Raw genomic sequence first — 23,242 nt, 5'->3', positions numbered from 1 at the left:
GGATGGACGTAATAGATCCGCACCATCTACGAGGAGATCTTTGTGGTCGCACCGAACCTGACACGCGAAACCGCAGCGCAACGGTCAGCAATCCTGACCGTCGAGAACTACCTGATCGAACTCGATCTCACCGACGGCAACGACGCACCCGGCGAGGAGACGTTCTCTTCGAAGACCACCGTCACGTTCACGGCTACGGCCGGAGCAAGCAGCTTCATCGACATCGTCGCGGCCCGAGTCCATTCCGCGGTCCTCAACGGCACCGCACTCGACGTCTCCGACTACGACGAGTCGACGGGCATCAGCCTTCCCGACCTCGCTGCCGACAACGAGTTGGTCATCGAGGCCGATTGCATCTACTCCCACACCGGCGAGGGGCTGCACCGATTCGTCGACCCGACCGATGACGCCGTCTACCTCTACTCACAGTTCGAGACGGCTGACGCCAAGCGCATGTTCGCGTGCTTCGATCAGCCCGATCTGAAGGCGACGTTCGACGTCCGCGTCACCGCTCCCACGTCGTGGAAGGTCATCTCCAACTCCGCGGTCGTCGAGACCCTCGCCGCCGATCCCGGCAAGCACGTTTTCCGGACCACCCCGAAGATGAGCACGTACCTGGTGGCGCTCATCGCCGGTCCCTACGCGCAGTGGACCGACAACTACTCCGACGAGCACGGCGACATCCCGCTCGGAATCTTCTGCCGCGCTTCGCTGGCCGAGTTCATGGACGAGGAGCGGCTTTTCACCGAGACCAAGCAGGGATTCGACTTCTACCACCGCAACTTCGGTGTTCCCTATGCCTTCGGCAAGTACGACCAGCTCTTCGTCCCCGAATTCAATGCGGGCGCGATGGAGAATGCCGGCGCCGTGACCTTCCTCGAGGACTACGTCTTCCGCTCCAAGGTGACCCGCTACTCGTACGAGCGTCGTGCCGAGACGGTGCTGCACGAAATGGCGCACATGTGGTTCGGCGACCTCGTCACGATGGCGTGGTGGGACGACCTGTGGCTCAACGAGTCGTTCGCGACATTCGCTTCGGTCCTGTGCCAGACCGAGGCCACGGAGTACACGAACGCCTGGACGACGTTCGCCAACGTCGAGAAGTCGTGGGCATACCGCCAGGATCAGTTGCCGTCGACGCACCCGATTGCCGCGGACATTCCGGACCTGGCTGCCGTCGAGGTCAACTTCGACGGCATCACCTACGCGAAGGGCGCCAGCGTCCTCAAGCAGTTGGTCGCATACGTCGGACTCGAGCCGTTCCTCGCCGGACTGCGTGAGTACTTCCGTGAGCATGCATTCGGAAACGCAACATTCGACGATCTGCTGGGCTCACTCGAAAAGTCCTCGGGCCGTGACCTTTCCGACTGGGGTCGACAGTGGCTCAAGACCACCGGTTTGAACATCCTGCGCCCCGACTTCGATGTCGACGCAGACGGAAAGTTCACCCGCTTCGCCGTCCTGCAGGACGGTGCGGCACCAGGCGCCGGCGAGCGGCGAATCCACCGGATCGCCATCGGCATCTACGACGACGTCGACGGCAAGTTGGTGCGAAGCCATCGCGTCGAACTCGACCTCGATGCTGTGGAAAGCACGGACGTCCCCGAACTTGTCGGCGTCGCCCGCGGTGCACTCGTGTTGGTCAACGACGACGATCTCACCTACGGCTCCGTGCGACTCGATCCCGACTCGTTGGCGACGGCGATCGAGCGGGTCGGCGACATCACCGACTCACTCCCCCGCACTCTGGTCTGGTCGGCGGCGTGGGAAATGACCCGTCAGGCCGAACTGAAGGCACGCGACTTCGTCGCACTGGTCGAGCGCGGCATCAGTTCGGAGACCGAAGTCGGTGTGGTGCAACGTCTCTTGCTCCAAGCCCAAACCGCCATCGGCTCCTACGCAGATCCGGCCTGGGCCGAGGCCGAAGGTGCGGCGAGCTTCGCCAATCGGTTGCTCGAACTCGCACGTGAGGCAGAGGCCGGGTCCGACCACCAGCTGGCATTCGTCAACGCACTCACCGGTGCAGCACTCTCCCCGTGGCACACCGAGGTACTGCGCGAATTGCTCGACGCCGATCCCTCCACCGTTGGGCTCGACGGCCTGATCGTCGACACGGACCTGCGCTGGCGCATCGTCGGGGCACTGGCAGCTGCCGGTGAGATCGACGCCGAAGGAACCGCAACTCCGTTCATCGACGCCGAAGCCCAGCGTGACCCGACCGCTGCGGGCGCTCGTCAGGCCGCGGCGGCCGCGGCCGGACGTCCGCAGGCCGCTGTCAAGGAAGAGGTCTGGGCGAAGGTCGTCGGCGACGACTCGGTGCCCAACATCACCGCACGATCGATCATCGGCGGGTTCGCTCGCGAAGGCCAGGACGAATTGCTCGAACCCTTCGTCTCCCGTTACTTCGCCGACATCGCGGCGGTGTGGGAACGACGCTCGAGCGAAGTGGCACAGACCGTCGTCATCGGGCTGTACCCGGCGTGGTCGATCTCCGCAGAATCCGTCGCGGCGGCAGACCGATTCCTCGAAGGCGACATCCCTCCCGCGTTACGTCGTCTGGTCGTCGAAGGCCAGGCCGGTGTGGTTCGTTCACTCGCAGCACGAAAGTTCGACGCGAGCTGACATGCGAAAGGCCGGTGCCCGCGTCGATTCTCACGAATCGACGCGGGCACCGGCCTGTGTCTGACAAACAGTTACGGCGCTGAAATTGCGGCTGCCATAACGCGGATGGCACTGATCAGTCCGTCGATCAGGTTGCCTTCACTGAAGGATGCAACAGCTGCCGTTGCTCCGAGCTGGGTAACGCGATCAGTGACCCGATCGGCGATTGCCCGCCCGCTGCGTACCTCGACGGTGCGCTGGTTGGGCGAGACGGCGATCAGCACGGAACGCTCGGCTTCCGGCGTGGTCGGGAACAGTGCGTCGGCGCCCGCTGCCGGATCAGAACCGAGATCACCGATGTAGGCGTTGAATCGCACCTTGGTGGCCCGCGTCGCTTCGGTCATCGCGACGTCGAGCGCGACCAGATCCATGGTCTCGAACGGAAGATCGTCGGTGAACGGCTCGCCGATGCGGTGCACACCGGAAACGCGTCCGCTGGACGTGACGACGCTGCCGACGGGCAGGTCCTCGGGCGCTACTGCGAGCGCGGTCGAATGATCACCACTTGCCACTTGCGGACCCTCCGATCAGATCAGCCGAACCGGCTTCGATTGCGTGTGCACTGCCGTGATGGCCACCGCGAACGGTGACTTCGTCGACAGCACTCCACAGCACGGGAGCGTGATCCCACGACTCACCGAGATGGAACGCCGGCGGAACCGGTCCCGGCGTCTTCTTCCCGAGGAAGGACGCAGCCGCGAAGAACGCGGTGATCAAGGCCGGAATCCCAACGTATATCAGTACTACCTCGAGAATGCTCACACCAGATAACGTAGCCCAGAACGCCAGGAAGGAAAGCGTCAGGGCCACAAATTCTCGGGCAATTTCGTTTCGGTGACGACAGAACGCCGCTCAGGCTGCGCCCACGCCGACACATAGCTCAGGCTGCGCCCACGCCGAGATACGGCATCCACGCCGGATGCAATTCCTTGGTCGCCGCGAGCAGACGCCAATGCGGACCGGACGGGGGAACCAATTCCGCACGGAGAGTCCATCCGAGTTCGCTGAGCATCTTGTCGGCCTTGCGGTGATTGCAGGGGGCACAGCACGCGACGCAGTTCTCCCACGAATGCCCGCCCCCTCGGCTGCGAGGAACGACGTGGTCGATGGTTTCGGCTTTGGCTCCGCAGTACGCACATCGGAAGTGGTCACGATGCATCAGTGCGGCACGAGTCATGGGGATGCGGGCGCGATACGGAACGCGCACGTAGGTGCGCAATCGAATGACCGAGGGAACCTGCACCGACCAGTCCGCAGAATGGACTACCGGGCCCTGTTCGTCCTCGTGGACGGTATCGGCCTTGCCGCAGGCCATCAGTACGACCGCGCGCCTGGCAGGAAGGGCGGTCAGCGGTTCGTACGTGACGTTGAGCAGTAGCACCCGACGTTTTACCCACTCGGGCACAACGCGATCGGGAGGGAACATCTCGAGGTGAGAATGCTCTTCGGAAAAGAGTGGGTCAGCAGTGTGCGCGAACCCGTCAGGAACAACTTCCAGAACAGCCCCTAACGCGTGGTCGTTCCGCGCGCTAGTGGGCTGGAGTTGTCGGTGATTGCGTGCAGCATGTCGGTTCTTCATACGACCTCCGGGAGACTGCCCCCAAGTTGACCACGGATGATCGCGTTACGCACTCCCATTTCGAACAAAATTGCCAGGACGGCCGGTGAATTTCCGGTGAATGGGTACGCATTCCGACCCGATGCAACCGTCGTCGACCCGGAAACCGACCACTACGGCCGTCAGGCACAATGGAACTTGCCATGAATGACGTACAGCACGACGTGCAGCAGACCTTCTACGACGCCGTCGGCGGAGCCGAGACGTTTCACAAGCTCACCGCGCGATTCTACGAAGAAGTCGCGAAGGACGAGGTTGTGCGCCCGCTCTACCCCGAGGCCGATCTCGGCCCGGCCGAGCGGCGGATGCGGATGTTCCTCGAGCAGTACTGGGGCGGGCCGCACACGTACTCGGAGGAGCGTGGGCATCCGCGTCTGCGGATGCGCCACAATCCTTTCGTGATCGGCCCGATCGAGCGTGATGCGTGGCTTAGGTGCATGCACGTCGCCATCGCGTCCATCGACGAGAAGACCCTGAGCCCGGTGCACCGCAAGCAGTTGATCGACTACATGGAGATGGCTGCTGCGTCCATGGTGAACTCCGCCATCTGACCGTTTACTTCGCCTTCGGCCTGAACACACGCGCGATCCGGCGGGCCGCTCGTACCCCGAACGACACCGTGGGATGTAGCGGAGAACTCAAGATTGCGTGCTTGCGCACGTACTCTTCGACCTCCCACTCCGACCAGCTGCCCGCCCGGAAGAGTGCGGCATCGCCGACGCCCAGGGTTCGTTTCGCGATTCCGTCGCCCTGAACGGTGACCGACCCTTCGATGATGTGCACGATTTCGTCCGCATGGAAGTACCAGCGGAAGCGCCCCTTCGTGCAATCCCAGACGTGCGTAGTCGTGGTCCCGTCTTTACTCGCCGACCATTGCGCCGACCGTGCAACCGGTGTGCCGAAGATTATCCAGTCACGGTTGATCGGATCATCGTCGAGCAGTACGTGATCCAAACTGACCGCTTCGATTGCCGACAAAGTCAAGGCCAAGCCCCCTTGGTTGAATTCTCGATACTTCTCCCCCGGCAGTAACACCAAAGTTGCCACATGGAGTCACCGCGTGAATGCAAAGTACACCAAGGCTAGGTAAAGAGTCACGCTTTTGCCGTGTCCAAGTCGTGAGAGTGCCAGACGTTTGGCACTATGAACTGCTGTGAGCACCCCCGCGGATTCGTCCTCTGTAAGCCGGCCCGAAGCCCCGTGGTGGAACGAGGCGGTCTTCTATCAGATCTATCCGCGTTCCTTTGCCGATTCGGGCAGTGACGGTATCGGCGACCTCGGCGGAGTCGAGGAGAAACTCGGCTACCTCGAGCTGCTCGGCATCGACGCGATCTGGTTGAGCCCGGTGATGAAGTCACCGATGGCAGACCACGGCTACGACGTCTCGGATCCTCGCGACATCGATCCCCTGTTCGGTGATCTGGCGACGATGGATTCGCTGATCACGTCGGCCCACGAGCGCGGAATCAAGGTCACCATGGACTTGGTCCCGAACCACACGAGTGATCAGCACGAGTGGTTCAAGGCAGCCCTGGCGTCGGCGCCCGGTTCTGCGGAGCGATCCCGCTACATCTTCCGAGACGGCAAAGGTGAAAAAGGCAACGAACCGCCGAACAACTGGCCGAGCATCTTCGGCGGCCCGGCATGGACCCGCGTCACCGAAGCCGACGGAACACCCGGCCAGTGGTACCTGCACATCTTCGCCAAGGAACAGCCGGACCTGAACTGGGACAACCCCGAGGTCTTCGACGACCTCGCCAAGACTCTGCGCTTCTGGCTCGAGCGCGGAATCGACGGATTCCGCATCGACGTGGCCCACGGAATGGCCAAGCCCGACGGTTTGCCGGACCACGACTGGGAGCTCAACGAGCTCATGCGCAATTCCGACGACGACCCGCGGTTCAACAATCCGGCAGTTCACGAAATCCACCGCGGCATCCGCAAGGTCATGGACGAGTTCCCGGAGGCGATGACCGTCGGCGAGATCTGGGTGAAGGACAACCAGAAGTTCGGCGAATACATCCGGCCAGACGAACTGCATCTCGGATTCAACTTCCGGCTTGCAGAAACCGAATTCTCCGCCGAGTCCGTCCGAGAGGCCGTGGAGAACTCCCTCGCGGCCGTCGCCGAGGTCGGGGGTGTGCCCACGTGGACACTGTCGAATCACGACGTTGAACGTGAAGTCACGCGCTACGGCGGGGGCGAGATCGGAACGCAACGCGCACGGGCGATGATCCTCGTCGAGTTGGCGCTTCCGGGCGCGAGCTTCATCTACAACGGAGCCGAACTCGGCCTGCCGAACGTCGACCTGCCCGACGATGCACTACAGGACCCGGTCTGGGAACGATCCGGACATGCCGAGCGAGGACGCGACGGCTGTCGAGTGCCCCTTCCCTGGGAAGGAACCGAGCCGCCTTTCGGATTCACCACCGGTGCGAGTACCTGGCTGCCGATGCCGGCCGAGTGGTCGACGCTCACCGTGGAGGCTCAGATCGAGGACGTCGACTCGATGCTCTCGCTGTATCGCGCCGCCCTCGAACTTCGTAGCGCCAGGCCGGAGTTTTCCGGCACCGACATCGATTGGTACGGCAGTCCCCCCGGCTGCCTCGCTTTCCGTCGACGCGGCGGTCTGATCTGTGCTCTCAACACCACGGAGGTGCCGATCGCACTGCCGAGCGGGCAGCTGCTGTTGAGCAGCGCACCACTCGTCGACGGTCAGTTGCCCGTCAACGCTGCGGCGTGGCTGATCTGACCGAACACTCTCGCACGTCGTCAGGCGGCGGCCCCATCGCGCTGGTGGTGGCCGTCGCCTGAACTCCTACCGCGCAACCATCAGCGGTATCGAACCACCGCGGTGACGGTAGATCGAACCAAACCGTGCATCGAGGCGCACCCACGATCGACTCGCCCGCACCCGAACCAGTTCCGACGCGTCGATCTGTTCGAGATCGATGTCCGCAGTCATCGCTTCGGATCCGGCGTGCGGAACGAATCCCATTGCGGTCAAGGCAAAAATAACTCGCATCGAGATCCCGACCGTGCCTGACGGACCACTGACCTCGAGCACGTCCTGATCGAGCAACGACGCCGGCGGCCCGTGACTACTTCCATGCTCGAGCGCCAAGGCGTTGCCCCGTTGCGCCAGTTCGATCAACACCCGGGCGGGTACGTCGTCCAGGTGCTCGAAGCCGTCCATCGGCGGCAACGCCCCACGCCACGCCGAATCCATGGCGAACCCCGGATCGATCAGCTCACCTGTTGCCTGCTCCACCGCCGAGAGCAACTGATCGCCGGCAGCCGACGTGTCGTCAGGGTTGATGGTGCCCGCCACGGTTCGCGTCGCCAGAGCGTCGAAACCCGTTGACGCCCAGACGCTCAGGTGCGCATCGCCGCGTCGACGCATTCGGATGACCGCGGACTCGTCCAAACGCAAGGCGTGACCGATGAAGCCGGCCAAGTTCTTTCGCTCGGCCTCCTCGGGCACGGTCAGGACACGTTCATGCACGTTGCCAGCTCTCCAAGTACTCCCGCTCGGGCCCGCTGAGGCGGCGCAGACGTTGAGTGTCGATATCGAAAGCCGCGATCTGAGTCGATGCCACGATGGACGGCGGAACGCTGAGATCGGCGCCGCGGGGGCGAACCTCGTACGCGATGGTGAAGTCCACCGCGCGAACCTTTTCCACCCACATGAAGACATCGAGCGGTGAATCGTCGTGCCGCAGTTGCCCGCGGTACCGCACATGGAGATCGGCAATCACAGCCCCGTCACGCAGGGTGACCGTCGGGCGCGAGTCTTCGAACAACCAAGGAATCCTCGCCTCTTCGAGCAACGTCACCATCCGTGCGTGGTTGATGTGCTGGAAGGCATCCATGTCGGACCACCGAACCACAACTTCGGCGTGGAATCCTTCGCTCAACGTCCTACCTCCGATCGGGTGCCCATGCTGCGCACCATGCTACGAACCTGACGCGCCGCCACCGAGAGCGTCGCGAGGTCAAGCGTCCCAGACTCGAAGATCTCGACGAGAGCTGCCCTCGCCCGACTCAGCCGCGAGGCGTTGGTCGATTCCCATTCGTCGATCTTCTCCTGCGGCGACTCCCCCGGCTCGCCGCCGGCCAGAACCTCCATCGTCAGCTGCCGCAGCGAACTGTAGAGGTCGTCTCGCAACGCGAGCCGAGCAAGCGAGTGCCAGCGATCGCCGCGCTCGAGTCCCGAGACCGCGCTCAGCAGCCAGTCGATTCCCAGATGCGCGTCCAAGGCGTAGTACAGCTCCGCGACTTCGGTGATGTCGTGATCGGCGATGTCGGCGATATCCGCGATGTCGAGCAGGCAGTAGACGTCGAGCAGTCGGAACACGTCCAGCGCCAACGCTTCCGGAGCCCCGCGATCGATCACGGATTGAGCGCGCACGAGCAGATCGTCGAGCTGGTGGCCGGCGAGCAGCCCCGGAACCAGCGGCGCCGTCGCCCGATACGCTGCCGAGTAGCGCGCAACTTCGGCGCCGACCGCGATCGGCTGGGGCCGATTGGCCAGGAACCACCGCGACGCGCGGTCGAGCAAGCGGCATGACTCCACGATCAGCTCGTTTTCGATCTCTGCACTGACGCCGGCCGAGCGGATTCGCGACCACACCTCGTCGAGCGCAAAGACCTCTCGCACAGCGGCGTAGGCACGGATCGAGTCGGTACTGCTCGCTCCGGTCTCCTCGGCCAAGCGGTAGGCGTACGTGATTCCGCCGTTGTCGATCACTTCGTTCACGAGCATCGTCGCGACGATCTGCCGCCGCAACGGGTGTGCCTTGATCTCCGTTTCGAACCGATCGCGAACAGCGGTCGGGAAGTACTGCGGGATCTGCTGGGCGAAGAAATCGTTGTCCGGCAACTCGGTTGCGAGCAGATCGTCCTTGAGTGAAAGCTTCACGTGCGCCGTCAGCGTCGCCAATTCCGGCGACGTCAGACCCACACCGGCCTCGAGTCGACGCTCGATCTCCTTGTCGGTCGGCAACGCCTCGAGCTTGCGGTCAAGGCCACGTGCCTTGGTCAGATCCGTCAACTGACGGCGGTGAACACCGAGCATCTGCGGCGCGGTCACGCGGGAGATTCCGAGCAGCGCGTTCTGGGCGATGTTGTCCGCCAACACCAGCGCCGCCACGTCGTCGGTCATCGACGCCAGCAACGGATTCCGTTCCTGAGTCGGCAGTAACTGCGAACGCACGAGCGAATCGAGAAGGATCTTGATGTTCACTTCGTGATCGGAGCAGTCGACGCCGGCCGAGTTGTCGATGGCGTCGGTGTTGATGTGACCGCCGTTGGCGCTGAACTCGATTCGTCCCAGAGCAGTCACGCCGAGGTTGCCGCCCTCACCGATCACCTTGACTCGTAGGTCTTGACCGTCGACTCGCACCGCGTCGTTGCTCTTGTCTCCGACCTGCGCGTTCGTCTCGGTCGAAGCCTTGACGTATGTACCGATTCCGCCGTTCCACAGCAGATCCACCGGTGCCGACAGAATCGCCTGCATCAATTCCGGCGGCGACAGCTTCGTGACCCCCTCGGCCAGACCCAGTGCGATTCTGACGCTTTCGGCGATCGGAACCGACTTGACCGTGCGGTCCCAGACGCCGCCACCTTCACTGATCAGGCTCTTGTCGTAGTCGGCCCACGACGACCGTGGCAACTCGAAAAGTCGTTGACGTTCGACGAACGAGCTCGCTGCATCCGGGTTCGGATCGAGGAAGATGTGTCGATGGTCGAACGCGCCCACCAGACGGATGTGCCGACTGAGGAGCATTCCGTTGCCGAACACGTCTCCGCTCATGTCGCCGACGCCTACCGTCGTGAAATCCTGCGTCTGCGTGTCGACCCCGAGTTCGCGGAAGTGCCGCTTGACGCTTTCCCAGGCGCCGCGAGCGGTGATTCCCATGCCCTTGTGGTCGTATCCCACGGAGCCACCGGAGGCAAACGCATCGCCGAGCCAGAAGTCGTACTTGGCGGCAACCGAATTCGCGAGATCCGAGAACGTCGCCGTGCCCTTGTCCGCGGCGACCACCAGGTAGCGATCCTGATCGTCCTTGCGCACCACTCGATCCGGCGTCACAACTTCGCCGGTAGCCGCGTGCACGTTGTCCGTGATGTCGAGCAATCCGGAGATGAACGTGGTGTAGCAGGCCTTGCCCGTTTCCAGCGTCGCCGTTCGATCAGCCGCCGGATCACCCGTCGGCAGAGGCGGATTCTTCACGACGAAGCCGCCCTTGGCGCCGACCGGCACGATCACCGCGTTCTTGACGGCCTGAGCCTTCACCAAGCCGAGCACCTCGGTGCGGAAATCCTCGCGCCGGTCGGACCAGCGGAGTCCGCCGCGCGCTACTGCGCCGAATCGCAGGTGGACGCCTTCGACCTCGGGTGAGTACACGTAGATCTCGAAAGCCGGCCGCGGCTTGGGCAACTCGCTGATCCGCGAGGGATCGAGCTTGACCGACAGGTAGTCGCGAGAGCGGCCATCGGCGTCGACGACGTAGAAATTGGTACGCAAGGTCGCCTTCACCAAGGAGAACATTCCACGCAGAATGCGATCGGCATCCAAGCTGAGTACCTCGTCGATGGACGCACGCAACTGCTCGTCCAATTCGGCGACGCGGATGTCGTCCTGCTTCTCGGGGTCGAACATCGCCTCGAACAACTGCACCAATGCAAACGCGGTCTGCGGGTGCGTAAGCGCGATTCCTTCGATGTGGAACTGACTGTACGGAAATGTGGCCTGGCGCAGATACTTTGCGTAAGCACGCAGCACCACGGCTTGCCGCCAGGACATTCCGGCCCGCAGCACCAACTCGTTGAATCGGTCAGCTTCTGCCCGGCCGAACCAGACTGCACCGAATGCAGCCGTGAATCGCTTCTGGACCTCGGTCAGCGGGGCGGTGCTGGTCTCGAGTGGCACCTGCGCATCGAGGTCGATCTCGACCGACGCCCGAAGATCCGCCGGTACCGACAATCCGAAATCGTAGATCCAGCACTGAACGCCGTCGAGTCGCTGCACGACGTGCGGCCGCTCGTCGAGAACTTCGACGCCGAGTGACTGCAGCACCGGTAGCACCTGACTCAGCGAGATACCGTCGCCGCCGACGAAGAGCGTGAAGCGCCAGGCACCGGGCGCGGAGTCCACAGCGCGATAGAGCAGTACGTCGATCGCGCCTGGCGCCAACGCCTCGAGCCTGGCGATGTCGGCCAGCGCGCGTGACGGCTCGAAGTCCTCCTTGTATCCATCGGGAAGTACCCGCGAATACCGTTGCACCAGTTCCGGATCCACACCCGGAATGTCGCGAACAAGGTCGTTGATGCGGTCGTCCCAGCTACGACTGACTTCGGTCAGCAGGGCCTGAACTCGCTCGCGGTTGGCCTCGGAGACATCCAGATGAACCGGCTCACTGTCCGGATCGCGCCGGATCGTCACGTGCAACAGCGCAAGATCGTTCTCGGTAACCCGGGCGGTGTAATCGACTGTGCCTGGTCCGAATTCGCGCCACAACAGGTTTTGCATCGCCAGTCGCACCCGCGTCGTATACCGGTCGCGAGGCAGATACACCAAGCAGGATACGAACCGTCCGAACGTGTCCTCGCGGACGAAGAGTCGCACCTGTCGACGCAGCCCGATGCTGTGCACGGCGTGGACGGTCTCGAACAAGGTCTCGGCATCGCTCGAGAACAACTCGGTGCGCGGGAAGGACTGGATGACCTCGAGCATCGCCTGCCCGGAGTACGAATGCAGGTCGACACCGGCACGCGCGATGACTTCGCGGACGCGGCGCTCGATCAGGGGAATCGCGAGAACGTTCTCGTGGAGTGCGACCACGGTGAACACACCCAGGAATCTGTGCTCCCCCACGATGTTTCCGCTGTCGTCGAGGATCGAGACACCCACGAAGTACGGGTAGACAGCGCGGTGCACCGTGGCGGGGAACGATCCCTGTGTCAGCACCAGAAGCGGTCGATCCGGGAGATCTGCGACGGGAGGCAAGCTCATCGGGCCTTCGGTGATCGCGTCGGAGCGCAGCACGCCGAGCCCGCTGCCGGCGACCGTGCGCGAGCCGTCCTTCGTGCCCTCGAATCGCCGGTATCCGAGTACGGCGTAGTTTCCGTCCGCCATCCACCGGAGCAGTCGAGCCGTATCGGAGAATTCTTCGGGGGCGATCCTCCCGGAGGCAGTTTCTGCAGCACTCTCCAACTCGTCGGCAACGCGCAGTTGCAGTGCCTTCATGTCCGGGGTGTCACCAACCACCTGGCGGACGTCCGCGAGCACTTTGCCGAGGTGGGCTTCGATCGCGTCGAGATCGGAATCCTCGACTTCGGAGTCCAACTGGACGTGCATCCAGGATTCTTGGATACCGCTGTCGCCCAAGGAAATCAGATTGCCCGCGTTGTCGCGTTCAACCGTCAGGATCGGATGGGCGAATTGACTGATTCCCACACCTTGTCGGTTGAGCATCGCGGTAACGGACTCGACGAGCAACGACATGTCGTCGGTGACGATCTGGACGGCAGCGCCGAGACCCTCGGATCCTGACGGGCGGTACACACGCCATACGGCCGTGCCTGGCGTCCGCTGCCTCCCGAGCGCGAGATGCGCGAGCAGGACTCGATCCGATCGACCGTTGATGACATCGTCGCTGTCACCCTCGTCGATGTGCGTGAAAAAGGCCTCGCGAAGACGCGTCAACAACGTCGCTTCGTCGAGGCCTGTGCCCTGCTGCCGTACACGGTCTGTCATTCCTGGCTCACATCCTTGTGGGTTCTGATCGCCGCGACCAATCTCTGACTCGAGACTAGCCGCGGCAACCAGTACCTAGGGTGAACTGAGAAACGAAATCTACGATGTCGTCATCTGAACAAGCGATGCTTCGAGCACTGCACGTTCGCTGTCCGCCAGCGGTCTGGACTTTTCGGACACGGTGTCGAATCCGACCATCAACGCGTCGCCGAAGGCGCATTCGACACCCGCGTTGTCACGGATGACGTGCCGAACCGTGAACGAGGAAGTCCCGACGTGAGTCGTGAAGATCTCCACGTTCAACGGACCGGACCGATCGGTGACCGGCTTGAGGAACTCGATGGTCATCTTTCGAACCACGAGGTATCCCGGCCGGCCGCCGAGCGGCGCCAGTTTCGCTTCCAGGAACTGGATGCGAGCTTCCTGCATGTACTCGACGTAACGCGTGTTGTTGACGTGACCCAACCGGTCGGAATCGCCCCACCGGACCTGGATCTGCGCTGTGTATACGTCGGACACCGGATCAGTCCCTGGTGAGCTTGCGGTGAGTCACGCGGTGCGGGCGTGCGGCGTCGGGGCCGAGTCGCTCGACCTTGTTCGCCTCGTAGCCCTCGAAGTTGCCCTCGTACCAGTACCAAGCTGCCTCGTTGTCGCCGAAGCCACCTTCCCACGCGAGGATGTGGGTACAGGTCCGGTCCAGGAACCAGCGATCGTGCGAGATCACGACGGCGCAGCCGGGGAACTCTTCGAGAGCGTTCTCCAGCGAGCCGAGGGTTTCGACGTCGAGGTCGTTGGTGGGCTCATCGAGCAGGATCAGGTTGCCGCCCTGCTTGAGCGTCATCGCCAGGTTCAGGCGGTTGCGCTCACCACCGGAGAGGACGCCGGCCGGCTTCTGCTGATCGTGGCCCTTGAAACCGAACGAGCTGATGTACGCGCGCGAGGGGAACTCGGTCTGGCCGACGACGATGAAATCGAGCCCGTCGGACACGGTCTCCCAGACCGTCTTCTTGGGGTCGATTCCGGAACGGTTCTGGTCGACGTAGCTCAGCTTGACCGTCTGACCGATCTTGACCTCACCGGCGTCAGGCTCCTCGAGACCGACGATGGTCTTGAACAGCGTCGTCTTACCGACGCCGTTGGGGCCGATGACGCCGACAATTCCGTTGCGCGGCAACGTGAACGAAAGATCCTTGATCAGCACGCGGCCGTCGAAGCCCTTGTCGAGGTTCGAGACCTCCACGACCACGTCACCCAGGCGCGGCGGTGCCGGGATCTGGATCTCGTCGAAGTCGAGTTTGCGGGTCTTCTCGGCTTCGTTCGCCATTTCCTCGTAGCGATCGAGACGAGCCTTGTTCTTGGCCTGGCGGGCCTTGGCGCCGGAACGAACCCATGCGAGCTCGTCCTTGAGGCGCTTCTGCAGCTTCTGATCCTTCTTGCCGGCAACTTCGAGGCGTGCAGCCTTCTGCTCCAGGTAGGTGGAGTAGTTGCCCTCGTACGGGTACAGGCGTCCGCGGTCGACTTCACAGATCCACTGCGCGACGTGATCGAGGAAGTAACGATCGTGGGTCACGGCGAGGATTGCGCCGGGGTAAGCAGCGAGGTGCTGCTCGAGCCACAGGACAGATTCGGCGTCGAGGTGGTTGGTGGGCTCATCGAGGAGCAGGAGGTCGGGCTTGCTCAGCAGCAGCTTGCAGAGCGCAACGCGTCGCTTCTCACCACCGGAGAGGTGGGTGACCATCTCTTCCGGCGGGGGGCAGCGCAGGGCGTCCATAGCCTGCTCGAGCTGCGAGTCGATCTCCCACGCGTCTGCGTGATCGAGCTTCTCCTGCAGTTCGCCCATCTCTTCCATGAGCTCGTCGGAGTAATCCGTGGCCATCAGCTCGGCGATCTCGTTGTACCGCTTGAGCTGGACCATCGTCTCTCCGAGACCGTCCTCGACGTTCTCGCGAACCGTCTTGGTCTCGTCGAGCTCCGGCTCCTGCATGAGGATGCCGACGGTCGCGCCCGGAGCCAGGAATGCCTCGCCGTTGCCCGGCTGGTCCAGTCCGGCCATGATCTTGAGGATGCTGGATTTACCAGCGCCGTTCGGTCCGACGACACCGATCTTCGCGCCGGGGTAAAAGCTCATCGTGACGTCATCGAGGATGACCTTGTCACCGTGCGCCTTGCGCACCTTCTTCATCGTGTAAATGAACTCAGCCATGACCGCCAGCCTATCGGTGTTTGTCCTATAACCCACATTGCGCGTTGGCGCTCACTCCGATGCGGGTTCTGCGGACAGCCCGAGGTCATCGACCAGATTCACCGACATGCTCATCGACCCCCACGAAAACCGCGATGGGGACACCTCCGGGTGTCCCCCGGACGGCTCAGATCATTGCCCGGTGGATGCCCTTCGGCTCGCCACCGAGCTGCGAGAGCGTCGACGAATGGAAAATGGAACCAGGCACATGGATCGCATGCGCGAGACCGGCATGAGCGTCACGCCAGAACCGCTGCATCGGCGTGTTCAACTGCAACGCGCCACCACCGGAACGAGCAAAGATCTCGTCCACCGCCCGCACCGCACGCCACGCCGCAGCAGTCTGCGTACGCCGACCGATCGCACGAAGCTCGAACGAAACTTCCTGCCCCTTCTCAGTCATGTCCCAGAAACGATCCACCGTCTCCAAGATCGCAGCCCGAGAAGCAGCGATCTCGGCCGCCGCCTCACCGATCGCGAACAGCACGTACGGATCTTCCTTGATCGGAACACCACTGACCGTCACACGCTCACGCTGCGCCGCCATGTTGCACGCCAACGCACCCTCCGCGATACCGATCAACGACGAAGTGATCCCCAACGGGAAAATGCAGGAGAACGGGAACTTGTACAACGTCTCCGTACGGCCCGCTTCCTTCCACGCCGTCCCGTCGTACACCTTTCCGGCGTCGATCGTGCGGTAGGTGGGCAGGAACGCGTCCTTGACGATCAGGTCCTTCGACCCGGTTCCGCGCAGCCCCACGACATTCCAGCTGTCCTGGTCGATGTCGTAATCGGAGCGCGGCAGCAGTACGTGCAGGTGCTTCGGCGGCATCAACGGCTTGCCGGACTCGTCACCGACCATCGCGCCGATCATGATCCAGTCACAGTGATCGGTACCGGAGGAGAACGACCAGCGCCCGTTGAGGATGTAGCCACCCTCGACCGGCCTCGCCACGCCCATCGGCGCATACGGTGACGCCATCCACGTATCGGGATCGGTTCCCCATACCTCTTCCTGAGCCTTGCGGTCGAAGAACGCAAGCTCCCACGGATGAACACCGACGATGCCGCTGACCCAGCCCGTGGCACCGTCCATCGCGCCGATAGCCATTGCCGTCTCGGCGAATTCACGCGGATGTGCCTCGAGGCCTCCGAATTCCTTCGGCTGGAACATCCGGATGACGCCGGAGTCGCGCAGGCGCTTCGCGCTGCCGTCCGTCAAGCGCATCAGCTTGTCGCCCTCGACTCCGTCGGCGCGGATCTCGTCGGCGAACTGTGAGATGTTGTCCAGAACCTGACCCATGATCTTTCCGCCTCCACTGATAGTCGATCAACGACCATTAAAGTAGAACACGTTCTAGAAACTTGCGGAAGTGAAATGGCCGACATTTCTTACACTCATACGGTCTGCAGTTCCGACGGGAGTTCGACGGCGTCGCTACCCGAGGCCGCAAGCAACTGTGCGTATCGCCCACCTTGTTGCACAAGTTCGTCGTGGGTGCCCTTTTCCACAACCACGCCCTGGTCGAGGACCGCGATGAGATCCGCATCTCGAACCGTGGAGAGTCGGTGCGCTACAACAAGAGTGGTGCGTCCGACCATCAGCTCGTCGAGCGCGTCCTGCAGCGCACGTTCAGTGCGATTGTCCAAGGCGCTCGTCGCCTCGTCGAGGACCAGGATCGGCGGATTCCGCAGAACTGTGCGCGCGATCGCGATGCGCTGTTTCTCACCACCGGAGAATCGGTAGCCGCGCTCGCCGACCATGGTGTCGTACCCGTCGTCGAGACCGGAGATGAACTCGTGGATTTGCGCGATGCGCGCTGCTTGCTCGATCTCGGCGTCGGTGGCATCGGGTTTCGCGAACCGAAGGTTCTCACGAATCGTCGTATGGAAGAGGTACGTCTCCTGCGACACCACGCCCACCAGATCGGAGACCGTCGCCAGATCGAGGTCCCGCAGATCGATGTCGTCGATTCTCACCGATCCCGCAGTCGGGTCGTACAGACGTGCGGCCAAGTATCCGAGAGTGGTCTTGCCCGAACCTGTGGAGCCGACCAGCGCCAAGGTTCCGCCGGCCGGGACCGTGAGGTCGATGTTGTCGAGAGTCTTGCTGTCGGTTCCTTGATACGAGAAGTCGACGTGGTCGAACCGAAGTTCGCCGGACATCTTGGTGCGGTCGAAGCTCTTCGACTCTTCCGGATCCGCAATGTCGATCGGCAGATCCAGGTACTCGAACACGCGACTGAACAGTGCCATCGAACTCTGCACCTCGACGCCCGTGTTGAGCAGCATCATGGTGGGGCGGAACAATTGGGTCTGCAGTGTGGTGAATGCGACGAGGGTGCCGACGGTGATGGTGTTGCCGTGATCGAGAGTGAAACCGGCAAACCAGTAGACCAGTGCGGGCATGGCCGCGAAAGTGATCGACATGGTCGCCATGCGCCACTTGCCGGCCATCATGGCTCGGAGTTCGACGTCCGCGACTTCCGCTGAGCGCTCGGTGAATCGATCCGTCAGAGCCGACTTCGCGCCGGTCGTCTTGCCGAGGAGAATGCCACTGACGGAGAGAGATTCCTCCACCTGGACCGACAGATCACTGAGTAGCTTCTGCCGCTTACCCGAGATCTTGCGGCGCTCGTCACCGATCTTGCGTGCGATACGGATGAACACCGGCAAGATCGCCAGCGAAAAGATGGCAAGCCGCCAATCCAGAAGGAACAGAGCAACAATGGTGGCTGCCACGGTCGTTGCATTCTGCGCGATGGACGTTGCCGTGTTGGTGACCACCGACTGCATACCGCCGATGTCGTTGGCAATGCGCGACTGAACTTCTCCGGTTCGGGTTCGAGCGAAGAATCCGAGCGACTGATTCTGCAGATGCGAGTAGACCCGCACACGCAGTTGGTGCATCAGTTTCTGGCCGATGCTGTTGGACATCCAAGTCTGCGCCACGCCGAGACAGCTCGTGATCACGGCAATGGCGATCATGCCGATGGCCAGAACGCTGACGAGTCCGAGGTTCTTGTCCGGGATCGCCTTGTCGAGCATTTCGCGTAGGAGCAGCGGACTGCCCAACGCCACGATCGCGCTGAGTGTGATGACCGCGGTGACGATGGCGATCTGAGTTCGATACGGCGCGAACAGTCCGAGTACGCGCTTTGCCGGTACTGAGTCCGCCGGAGTGATCTCGACAGCGGATCGTTCGATGTTTCGCATGTGATCTGGTTTCACGTTCTACCTCCTGGAGGCTTTCTCACCCTAGTTTCATATTGGTGAGGTTACCTCACTATGAGGCTGACACCAACAACGCTAGACTGACGCCATGCATTCCCGAGAGCGCGAACTCACCGACGTCGTGATGTCCGTGGCACGGCTCATCCGCCGACGCCAAGTGGCAGCGCTGGAACCATTCGGTCTCTCGCCGTCGCAAAGCCGAGCGCTGCGAGTACTGACCCGAGTGGGCGAGCCGGTTCGACTCGGGTTTCTTGCCGAGCGATTGCGCATCGTTCCGCGGTCGGCGACCGACGTCGTGGATTCCCTCGAAGAGGCCGGATGGGTGCGCCGCACTCCCGATCCGAACGATCGGCGAGCTGTATTACTCGAGCTCACCGACGCCGGCGCTACCCTCGCTGCCGACGTCGCGAAAGCTCAACGACGAGAATCCTCGGATGTGTTCGACGACCTCGACGAATCGGAGCGAGCAACTCTCACCGAACTTCTCGAGCGAGTGGACGCGGGGCACGACTCTCGGCCCCGCGACTGCCCGAAACACTCGATCTGAGTTCTCACGCAGCGACGGTGTCGACTGCGTCCTCGACATTCTCCGCCGACGTCGGCTTGCTCTGACGCTCGATCTTCGAGATGCAACGAGCAAGGTCCGCGCCAACTGCCGTCGCCCGCAACTCGAGATCGGAACGAGGCACACCCTCTTTGGTCGTGTACTCGTTGGTGCGCAACTCCCCCGCCACCATGACCGGATCACCCTTCATGATGGATGCGCCGACGCCGGTGACCAACCGCCGCCAGCAGCTGACCGTGAGATAGAGGGTCGCTCCGTCCGTCCACTCTCCGGTCACCGCGTCTTTGCGACGCGTGTTGCTCGCCATCCGAAAGCTCAGCACCTCTTCGCCATTGGTTGTCTGCCGCTTCACCGGATTGGTGATGACGGTTCCGACAACCGTTGCATGCGTTTCGTACATGTCCGATCCCCCTTCGAACTCCAGAACCCGCCAACTGTCGCGGGGCCGATCATTGCGTCGGCAGTTTCGATTGTGGAACGGCAAACGCCTGGCTCGGGATTTCGATTTCCACCTGTGCATCGGCGGGACAGCTGTGGAGAAACAGCACTACCCGAGCCAAACGGCCCGGGCAGTGTCGGAGCTAAGTGCTAGTGGAGGATTCGTCGGATTTCTTCTCGCTGGGTGTCTCGCCCGCAGAGTCCTCGCTTGCAGTCTCCGCGTCAGCAGCCTCACGCGGTTTCCACCCCTCGCGGTCCCGCCTGGCCAATTCGGCGAACATGGCGTTGTGAGCAGCGAGGTCGGCGTCGTGGTCACGCTCGGCCGCACGGTCCGTTCGGCGCGCGGTCCTTCCGTCACTGCGCGACCACTGAACCAGCAGCGCGAGCATGACCACCATGAGTGGGATCTCGCCGGTCGCCCACGCGATGCTGCCGCCCAGCTGCTGATCGCCGATCAGGTCGTTGTTCCAACCGAGTCCGAGCGAGCGGAAGTACGCGCCGCCCATGACGGCGGTGGTGCTCATCAATGCCACGCCGAAAAACGCGTGGAACGGAAGTGAGCCGAAGACCATCGCCAGCTTGGTCACCGGCTGCAATTGGCGTGGTGACGGGTCTATTCCGATCGCCACCCAGTAGAAGAGATAGCCGCTGAGGATGAAGTGCAGGTTCATCAGCAGGTGAGCGCTGTGCGAGTCGACGGTCGCGCCGTAGATTCCGCCGAGATACAGCGCGTAGAAACCGCCGACGAAGAGAACTGCCGCCACGATCGGGTGGGTGATGAATCGTGAGAACGGGCTGTGCAGCGCGGTCAGAATCCACTCGCGAATGCCGGGCACGCCGTCCTTGCCCGCCGGATCGAGCGCCCGCAGAGCCAAAGTGATCGGCGCACCCAGAACCAGCAGGACTGGGCCCAACATCGACAGCGCCATATGTGCGCCCATGTGAACGCTGAAGACTGCCGGCGCGTACTTGCCGACACCGGACGACGTGGCGATCAGGAGCACCGCGCAACCGCTCATCCAGGCGATGGTTCGGCCGACGGGCCAGGAGTCTCCACGCTTGGCCAGCTTGCGCAGGCCGATGCCGTACAGAATCGCCGCGGCGATCGCGGCGGTGCCGAACATGAGGTCGAATCGCCAGTCCGTCACGAACGCCATGAACGACGGCGGGTCCGGAAGGTTGTAACCGAGTTCGACCTCGGGGATCGAGGGAATCGACAGCGGCGGAGGCGGCGGGGTACGACCGAGGCCGATCGCGAGACCGATGGTCGCCGCCATCACGATGCCCTCGGCGCCGGCAAATCGGATCAGAGCAGAGCGGCTCTTCGGGTTCTCCGCCAGTGCCGGCAGCGCCCGACTCCGCTGAGCCCAACCGAAGAACCCGAGGATGATCAGTGCAACGGTTTTGGCGACGATCAGGCGCCCGTACGTCGTGGTGAATACGTCGTCGAGAGGCAGACGGACAATCGCATTGATGACGCCGCTGAATCCCATGACGACGAAGCAGATGGATGCGACCGTCGAAAAGCGTCGAGCCGCTACGTCGGTGTAATCGCCGCCGCGCCGCGCGTGGGCCAGTAGCGCGAACAAGCCGCCGGCCCAGAGCGAAGCCGCCACGAGGTGCAGGATCAGGCTGTTAGTAGCGATGTCATGCGACCCACCCGAAGACGAGTGACCGGTGAGAGCGAGCGGCATCAGTCCGAGAAGACCGACCAGCAGCAGTAGCGGAGTCCACCACCAGCGCAGTGTCAGTCGGGCCAGGATCGCCAGAACAACCGCGATGATCGCCGTCCAGCGCCAGGCGCCGGCGATCTCGACCTGATCGAGTCCCGACCAGAGGTTTGCCGGTTTGATCGCTTCGGCAAACGGCTGACCCGACGTGTCGGAGAGCGTCAGGGGCACCATCATGAACGAACAGATCGCCCACACGATCGCGGCGTGCGATGCAGTTCGGACTGCTCGATAGCCGTCGACGTCGAGGACGCCCGACTTCTGCGGCGGCACGAAGAACGCGGCCAGCAGCAGTGACCCGATCGCGATGACCGCGGCGATCTCCCCCAGTGCGCGCATCGCGGGGAGGCCGTACGTGGTGATCGGACCTGGATCCGGGATACCCAGAAGAGTCAGTGCCTGCGACGCGGAGAATCCCACCACGATGGCTGCGGTGAGCCCTGCGATGAGTCCACTGACCACGAATATCGCGGTCGAAGAAGCGGGTGCACCGCTGTGCTGTGTGGACTCCGGTGGGGAATCTGTCGGCGCGAGGTCGGGTGTAGCCATACCTCAAGGGTAGGACCTTCGCGAACCGACTACGACAACGCGTCGGAGTTGGGCGGCGCGCGTCACATCCCGAACCCTCGAGTATGATGTTCCACGCGCCTCCGTAGCTCAGGGGATAGAGCAAGAGCCTTCTAATCTCTTGGTCGCAGGTTCGAATCCTGCCGGGGGCACCACAAGATTTGATTCACGGATAGTCACACTGCGTGGACGAGCGGCCACTGGGCAGAGCAGTCCGATACGGACCGAAACCTAGCCCACAAATTACGTGCCGTCCGCAGTAATCTGCCTCGCATGAAGAAGGCACTTCCGAAGACCCTGAAGTCACTCGCCCGGACCGTTGGAATCCTGGCACTCGCGATCGTCGTTGTATCCGTCGTCGAGCGGTTCACCGGCGCACACCAACCGACTACCGGTCCCGCCTCGTTGACCGGACCCGACCAATCGTTGTAGCCCTTCCCCTGCGACAAGGTCGTCTCACGAAGTTATACGACAACGAGCCGGTAGCCAAGAATCCACCACTGCCAACTGAGTCGCATGCAACACGCTAAGCAGAGCCGCCGCACAGTGTCACAGAATCTCTGGGCTCCGGATCCCAGGGCGTAACAGCAGCCGGAGTAGTCGGACCTTGCTGGCGGCCGTGGGCGTAGCACCATTGACACAAGCTGCGTCAGAATGGTTGAGCGAGAACTCGATTCGAAGTTCTAATTTCGCGAAGTTTCCAGGGAGCCGCGAGAGGCGCCGGCTCTGGGACCTCGCGGCTACTCGGTGCGGTTGCTCGGATGTGGCGACTGCGCACCGACCGAACCGGCCGCATCCGCCGTCAGCGACTACGCAACGACCGTCACCATTTGACTCCGGGCATCGAAAGCGCTTGAAAAGTAAGCCATTTCATCGTGCCGAAATGCGCGAGAACGACCTGAACTTGCGAGGTCTCGAGATCTTCGAAGAAGCCTCCGACGTGGCATTTTCCGAGATCCACTCACATCCCAGACAGTGCCTCATCCGTGCGCACAAGAGCGTCGCCAAAAGTCGCTGCGGCGCGTGATCAGCTGGACTGACGTAACCGTACCGAAGGCTTTCTACGAAAAGCTGGGCGATTCTTCGTCTCGAAATGCCATGTCGGCCCCGAAGCATTATCGACGGTTAGCTCAGGCCGGAATCCAGTCTGCTAAGAAAAACGAATCTAATGTGACCCCCATCTCTGGATCCTTTCAGGGATTCCAGGTTTCGATGACTCGCAACTAAATTCACCCCCTAATTCACCCTCGCACTACCAGAAGAAAAAAGATTTGCATTTATGCCGACTGTGTGCGCACAGATAATTCGCTGAACAACCCGTCGTTGCGACAGCAGATAACGGCCAGTGAACTGCATAAAGGCTCAATCGGTACAGCAGCACCGAACCGACTCGGTCGCTCATCGGTCGTCGACGAGGGCCAGG

At 62.5% G+C, this 23,242-nt stretch carries 19 protein-coding genes and 1 tRNA gene; 7 read left to right on the top strand and 13 right to left on the bottom strand.

Annotated elements, in window-relative coordinates; genetic code table 11:
• Positions 1 to 42: 42 nt before the first annotated feature.
• Entirely contained in the window at positions 43 to 2,622 is a 2,580-nt protein-coding gene (gene pepN / locus EEB12_RS25530) for an aminopeptidase N (RefSeq protein ID WP_141488749.1), read from the top strand.
• A 71-nt stretch (positions 2,623 to 2,693) separates the two neighbouring features.
• Here the strand turns inward: pepN and EEB12_RS25525 are convergent, their stop codons facing one another.
• The 3 genes from EEB12_RS25525 to EEB12_RS25515 all read right to left on the bottom strand — a co-directional run bounded on the left by EEB12_RS25525 (position 2,694) and on the right by EEB12_RS25515 (position 4,240).
• A complete protein-coding gene (locus EEB12_RS25525) occupies positions 2,694 to 3,173 on the bottom strand; it encodes a DUF5130 domain-containing protein (protein ID WP_019749092.1) in 480 nt (159 codons plus the stop codon).
• Positions 3,160 to 3,423: a hypothetical protein gene (locus EEB12_RS25520; protein ID WP_007730943.1), complete on the bottom strand. Its 264-nt coding sequence runs from the start codon at positions 3,421 to 3,423 to the stop codon at positions 3,160 to 3,162. The genes EEB12_RS25525 and EEB12_RS25520 overlap by 14 nt, the downstream gene beginning before the upstream one ends.
• 118 nt (positions 3,424 to 3,541) lie before the next feature.
• The gene (locus EEB12_RS25515) at positions 3,542 to 4,240 is read right to left on the bottom strand and encodes an HNH endonuclease (RefSeq protein WP_020908239.1); all 699 of its coding nucleotides are present in this window, start codon (positions 4,238 to 4,240) and stop codon (positions 3,542 to 3,544) included.
• A 182-nt stretch (positions 4,241 to 4,422) separates the two neighbouring features.
• Here EEB12_RS25515 and EEB12_RS25510 point away from each other — a divergent pair, with 182 nt between their 5' ends.
• On the top strand, positions 4,423 to 4,830 hold the full coding sequence (locus tag EEB12_RS25510) for a globin (protein ID WP_003944464.1): 408 nt from the start codon (positions 4,423 to 4,425) through the stop codon (positions 4,828 to 4,830).
• A 4-nt stretch (positions 4,831 to 4,834) separates the two neighbouring features.
• On the opposite strand, the gene EEB12_RS25505 is transcribed toward EEB12_RS25510, so the two are convergent.
• Entirely contained in the window at positions 4,835 to 5,326 is a 492-nt protein-coding gene (locus EEB12_RS25505) for a cupin domain-containing protein (protein WP_019749095.1), read from the bottom strand.
• A gap of 106 nt (positions 5,327 to 5,432) precedes the next feature.
• Between EEB12_RS25505 and EEB12_RS25500 the strand changes: the two genes are divergently transcribed.
• Complete coding sequence (locus EEB12_RS25500; RefSeq protein WP_020970005.1) at positions 5,433 to 7,031, top strand: glycoside hydrolase family 13 protein; 1,599 nt, start codon at positions 5,433 to 5,435, stop codon at positions 7,029 to 7,031.
• A 66-nt stretch (positions 7,032 to 7,097) separates the two neighbouring features.
• Here EEB12_RS25500 and EEB12_RS25495 read toward each other — a convergent pair whose 3' ends face one another.
• The 7 genes from EEB12_RS25495 to EEB12_RS25465 form a co-directional block, all read right to left on the bottom strand.
• On the bottom strand, positions 7,098 to 7,784 hold the full coding sequence (locus EEB12_RS25495; RefSeq protein ID WP_019749097.1) for a hypothetical protein: 687 nt from the start codon (positions 7,782 to 7,784) through the stop codon (positions 7,098 to 7,100).
• Positions 7,777 to 8,196 (bottom strand): acyl-CoA thioesterase, encoded by a 420-nt coding sequence (locus EEB12_RS25490; RefSeq protein ID WP_003944573.1) that lies wholly within the window; start codon positions 8,194 to 8,196, stop codon positions 7,777 to 7,779. Before EEB12_RS25490 ends, EEB12_RS25495 begins: the two co-directional genes overlap by 8 nt.
• The gene (locus EEB12_RS25485) at positions 8,193 to 13,040 is read right to left on the bottom strand and encodes an NAD-glutamate dehydrogenase (RefSeq protein WP_046378780.1); all 4,848 of its coding nucleotides are present in this window, start codon (positions 13,038 to 13,040) and stop codon (positions 8,193 to 8,195) included. The genes EEB12_RS25490 and EEB12_RS25485 overlap by 4 nt, the downstream gene beginning before the upstream one ends.
• Positions 13,041 to 13,139: 99 nt before the next feature.
• Entirely contained in the window at positions 13,140 to 13,559 is a 420-nt protein-coding gene (locus EEB12_RS25480; protein ID WP_019749099.1) for an acyl-CoA thioesterase, read from the bottom strand.
• Positions 13,560 to 13,563: 4 nt separating this feature from the next.
• The gene (gene ettA / locus EEB12_RS25475; protein ID WP_007730925.1) at positions 13,564 to 15,243 is read right to left on the bottom strand and encodes an energy-dependent translational throttle protein EttA; all 1,680 of its coding nucleotides are present in this window, start codon (positions 15,241 to 15,243) and stop codon (positions 13,564 to 13,566) included.
• Positions 15,244 to 15,409: 166 nt separating this feature from the next.
• Positions 15,410 to 16,588 carry an acyl-CoA dehydrogenase family protein gene (locus EEB12_RS25470; protein WP_141488748.1) on the bottom strand — a complete coding sequence of 393 codons (1,179 nt, stop codon included), beginning with the start codon at positions 16,586 to 16,588 and terminating at the stop codon, positions 15,410 to 15,412.
• A gap of 95 nt (positions 16,589 to 16,683) precedes the next feature.
• The gene (locus EEB12_RS25465; protein ID WP_141488905.1) at positions 16,684 to 18,501 is read right to left on the bottom strand and encodes an ABC transporter ATP-binding protein; all 1,818 of its coding nucleotides are present in this window, start codon (positions 18,499 to 18,501) and stop codon (positions 16,684 to 16,686) included.
• A gap of 106 nt (positions 18,502 to 18,607) precedes the next feature.
• On the opposite strand from EEB12_RS25465, the gene EEB12_RS25460 reads away from it, so the two are divergent.
• Positions 18,608 to 19,066: a MarR family winged helix-turn-helix transcriptional regulator gene (locus tag EEB12_RS25460; RefSeq protein WP_070797086.1), complete on the top strand. Its 459-nt coding sequence runs from the start codon at positions 18,608 to 18,610 to the stop codon at positions 19,064 to 19,066.
• Between the two features lie 4 nt (positions 19,067 to 19,070).
• Here the strand turns inward: EEB12_RS25460 and ssb are convergent, their stop codons facing one another.
• Complete coding sequence (gene ssb, locus EEB12_RS25455) at positions 19,071 to 19,484, bottom strand: single-stranded DNA-binding protein (protein WP_007733347.1); 414 nt, start codon at positions 19,482 to 19,484, stop codon at positions 19,071 to 19,073.
• 181 nt (positions 19,485 to 19,665) lie between these two features.
• Positions 19,666 to 21,801 (bottom strand): cytochrome c oxidase assembly protein, encoded by a 2,136-nt coding sequence (locus EEB12_RS25450; protein ID WP_113684270.1) that lies wholly within the window; start codon positions 21,799 to 21,801, stop codon positions 19,666 to 19,668.
• 97 nt (positions 21,802 to 21,898) lie between these two features.
• Between EEB12_RS25450 and EEB12_RS25445 the strand changes: the two genes are divergently transcribed.
• The 3 genes from EEB12_RS25445 (at position 21,899) to EEB12_RS30585 (ending at position 22,846) form a co-directional block, all read left to right on the top strand.
• Positions 21,899 to 21,974: transfer RNA gene (locus tag EEB12_RS25445), tRNA-Arg, on the top strand.
• A gap of 118 nt (positions 21,975 to 22,092) precedes the next feature.
• Positions 22,093 to 22,251, top strand: coding sequence for a hypothetical protein (locus tag EEB12_RS30590; protein ID WP_003945304.1), 159 nt, complete (start codon positions 22,093 to 22,095; stop codon positions 22,249 to 22,251).
• Positions 22,252 to 22,702: 451 nt separating this feature from the next.
• Positions 22,703 to 22,846: a hypothetical protein gene (locus tag EEB12_RS30585; RefSeq protein WP_021333432.1), complete on the top strand. Its 144-nt coding sequence runs from the start codon at positions 22,703 to 22,705 to the stop codon at positions 22,844 to 22,846.
• Positions 22,847 to 23,242 lie beyond the last annotated feature (396 nt).

Origin of the sequence: Rhodococcus sp. WS1, from assembly GCF_003797745.1 — a bacterium.
GTDB classification, from domain to species: Bacteria; Actinomycetota; Actinomycetes; order Mycobacteriales; family Mycobacteriaceae; genus Rhodococcus_F; species Rhodococcus_F erythropolis.
The sequence above is the reverse complement of the archived record's forward strand: the minus strand, read 5'-3'. Positions and strand labels throughout refer to the sequence as shown.

Excerpts from the sequence above, each read along its gene's own strand:
- EEB12_RS25515 (WP_020908239.1), bottom strand. The coding sequence starts at position 4,240 with ATGAAGAACCGACATGCTGCACGCAATCACCGACAACTCCAGCCCACT.
- EEB12_RS25510 (WP_003944464.1), top strand. The coding sequence starts at position 4,423 with ATGAATGACGTACAGCACGACGTGCAGCAGACCTTCTACGACGCCGTC.
- EEB12_RS25485 (WP_046378780.1), bottom strand. The coding sequence starts at position 13,040 with ATGACAGACCGTGTACGGCAGCAGGGCACAGGCCTCGACGAAGCGACG.
- ettA (WP_007730925.1), bottom strand. The coding sequence starts at position 15,243 with ATGGCTGAGTTCATTTACACGATGAAGAAGGTGCGCAAGGCGCACGGT.
- EEB12_RS25470 (WP_141488748.1), bottom strand. The coding sequence starts at position 16,588 with ATGGGTCAGGTTCTGGACAACATCTCACAGTTCGCCGACGAGATCCGC.
- EEB12_RS25465 (WP_141488905.1), bottom strand. The coding sequence starts at position 18,501 with ATGCGAAACATCGAACGATCCGCTGTCGAGATCACTCCGGCGGACTCA.
- EEB12_RS25460 (WP_070797086.1), top strand. The coding sequence starts at position 18,608 with ATGCATTCCCGAGAGCGCGAACTCACCGACGTCGTGATGTCCGTGGCA.
- ssb (WP_007733347.1), bottom strand. The coding sequence starts at position 19,484 with ATGTACGAAACGCATGCAACGGTTGTCGGAACCGTCATCACCAATCCG.
- EEB12_RS25450 (WP_113684270.1), bottom strand. The coding sequence starts at position 21,801 with ATGGCTACACCCGACCTCGCGCCGACAGATTCCCCACCGGAGTCCACA.
- EEB12_RS30590 (WP_003945304.1), top strand. The coding sequence starts at position 22,093 with ATGAAGAAGGCACTTCCGAAGACCCTGAAGTCACTCGCCCGGACCGTT.
- EEB12_RS30585 (WP_021333432.1), top strand. The coding sequence starts at position 22,703 with ATGCGCGAGAACGACCTGAACTTGCGAGGTCTCGAGATCTTCGAAGAA.